Origin of the sequence: Streptomyces sp. NPDC006385, assembly GCF_040612485.1 — a bacterium.
Taxonomy (GTDB): Bacteria; Actinomycetota; Actinomycetes; order Streptomycetales; family Streptomycetaceae; genus Streptomyces.
Genome location: NZ_JBEXQG010000167.1, coordinates 1 through 2,395 on the forward strand (window position 1 = coordinate 1; position 2,395 = coordinate 2,395).

The 2,395-nt window shown below is 67.3% G+C and carries 1 protein-coding gene; it reads left to right on the top strand.

Annotation, left to right across the window (positions count from 1 at the left end):
* Window positions 1-459 precede the first annotated feature (459 nt).
* Window positions 460-1,485: a hypothetical protein gene (locus tag ABZ078_RS44310; protein ID WP_356584364.1), complete on the top strand. Its 1,026-nt coding sequence runs from the start codon at window positions 460-462 to the stop codon at window positions 1,483-1,485.
* Window positions 1,486-2,395: the final 910 nt, after the last annotated feature.

Here is a 2,395-nt window from a genome sequence, read left to right on the forward strand (position 1 = left end):
TGGATACCGGCTGCGGCCACAGCGGCCAGCGTCTCGGCGTGCGTGCCGGCCACGGCGGCCGGCCGGGTGCGGGGACGGCCGACGGGCAGGCGGACCCGCACCTTGTCGGCCCTCAGTCGGGCCTGGCAGCTTTCGTCGTTGCGCGGTGGGCGGCATGCCGGCCACCAGGGTCACCGACGAAATACGCTGACCTGCTGTGATGGCTCCGGTCACGTGTATGGGATCCCGAGCTCTGTGGATGCAGTTCCCGGCCGGGTTTGCGGTGCGCCAAGGTAACTCGTAGCACCCGAATGGAAGTGGTACATGGCAACGAACCGCGCGCGTGGACGCACATCCACGCGGCTACCGTGGACCTGCTCGCGGGCCATCTGCCGGCGACTCCCGGGTGGCGCCCGTGCCAGAGCTCTTCGTGGGCGGCCGCGAGGACCGTTGTCAGAGGCGATTGGCAATATTGCGGCCATGAATGTCACTCCTGTCACTCCGCCACGGCCGATCGACGTTGTCGCGGTCTTTCCCCAACTGGCCCCGCGGGCCCGCACGGCGACCCGCCTGCACCCCCGCCCTGGGGCGCCGACGTGGCACGACAGCTCGATCGGCGGGCCGCTGCTGTGGCCCGTTGAGGAGCCGTGGCCGCACTGCGAGGAACCGCATGTGGTGGACGGCATCAACCCAGCCCAGTCCCCGGCGGATCTGCGGCTGGAACGACGGATCTTCGCCGCCTCGCACGGCCGGGACCTGACTCCGGAGGAACGGGAGACTCTCGACCGGATCCGGCCCCCTCAGATGTATCCGGTGAGGCTGGCGGTCCAGTCGTACGACGGCCCCATAGCGATGCTGCCCGTCGCACAGCTGTACGTACGGGATGTGCCCGATCTGAGTCCGCCGGAGGGTAAGGACCTGCTGCAGGTTCTGTGGTGCCCCTTCGATCATCCGATCATGCCCAGGACCCTGATCTTCTGGCGTTCCGCAGCCGCCGTCACCGACATCCTCGACACGCCCCCCGAGCCGCCCGCAGTGCAGTTCGACGGCTATCTACCGGAACCGTGCGTGCTCGAACCGGAGCAGATCACCGAGTACCCCGACCATCTGGAGCTGAGCGAAGAACTGCAGGAGCAGCTCAAGCAGTGGAGTGTGCCGCAGGCAGCAGAGGAAGACATGGACCCGGACACGTACTACGACTGTGTGCTGTCCAACGCACCCGGCTGGAAGGTCGGCGGCTGGCCCGCTTGGAACTCCACCGATCCCAGCCCGCAGCCCTGCTCCGAGTGCGGCACCGGCATGGAGGTCCTGATGACCATCGCCACGTTCGAGGAAGGGGACGACTCCGGGAACAGCTGGTCTCCGTCCCCCCACCCAGGTGCTGGACCGTACCCCGGCCACCGCGGCTACAACGCGACCGGGGTCCAGATAGGCAGCGGCTACCGGCAGCATCTGTTTGTCTGCCCAGCGAAGCCCGAGCATCCGCACATCGAGTTGATGACATAGCCCGTCCGCAGTGTGCAGCCGGGGCGTCACGGTGCGAGCATGCCGTGACGCCGGGTGGCTGCGAGGCTCAGGGTCCCGGACAACCGACGGATTTCGTTGATCTGCAGGAACGTGACCTCCGACGCGTGGAGTTCCCGCGCAGGTGAGCCCGCATTCCCTTCCACGAGGGTCGGTAGACGAACGTAGGCACATCCTGACGGTGCCCGACCAGCCCATGCCTGCGTTTCGTCACTCGGTGAGGCCCATTTCGTCGGTACCTCCACCAGCGTTTGAAGCGCGATGCGGTGGCGCATCCTTCTGCCATCGCATTCGGCGACGGCTCGGAAGTGGTGGGGGAATGGCCAGGGCGGCGAGACAACAACGTGTTTTAACCCGGGCATCCCGTGCGCGAACAAAAGCCTCCCGGCACTCGCCCGAATGGCCTGCCTCGGGCGATGAGTGTGGCCGTTGTGTGCGGCAGCTTGCTCCTGGTCGCGCTCGTCACTGTGGTGGCCCCCCGCTACCTGCTCAACTGGGACGGTCCGGCCACGCCCGCCTCCGACCGGGCCAAAGCGATCAACGATATCCGCGCCACGCTGCTCCAGGGCCTGCCGCGCCGAGGCGCACCGCGGAGGTGCTGTGCGCATTTCTCAAGCGCACCGGAACGTTCGATCCGTTCCGCGCGCGGCCTGTGGCACGCGATGAGGTGCACAAAGGTGAACTGGCCCGCACTTATGGCGGGGAAGGTCCCATGTCCGTCCGATCCGTCGACCCGTCAGGCAGCGCTGACAGTGCTTGGCCGCCGGGCACGGGCTCGGGCTCGGCACTTCCACCAACTAGTAGTGCTTGGTCAGGTTGATTCGCCGGTGGCGTGTCCGTTTGATCGGGTGTGTCGTTGACCGGGTGTGCTGGGTGGGGAGTTGGCCGTGGT

What these genes read in the sequence shown, in the direction of transcription:
- ABZ078_RS44310 (WP_356584364.1), top strand. Translation starts at nt 460, where the DNA reads ATGAATGTCACTCCTGTCACTCCGCCACGGCCGATCGACGTTGTCGCG.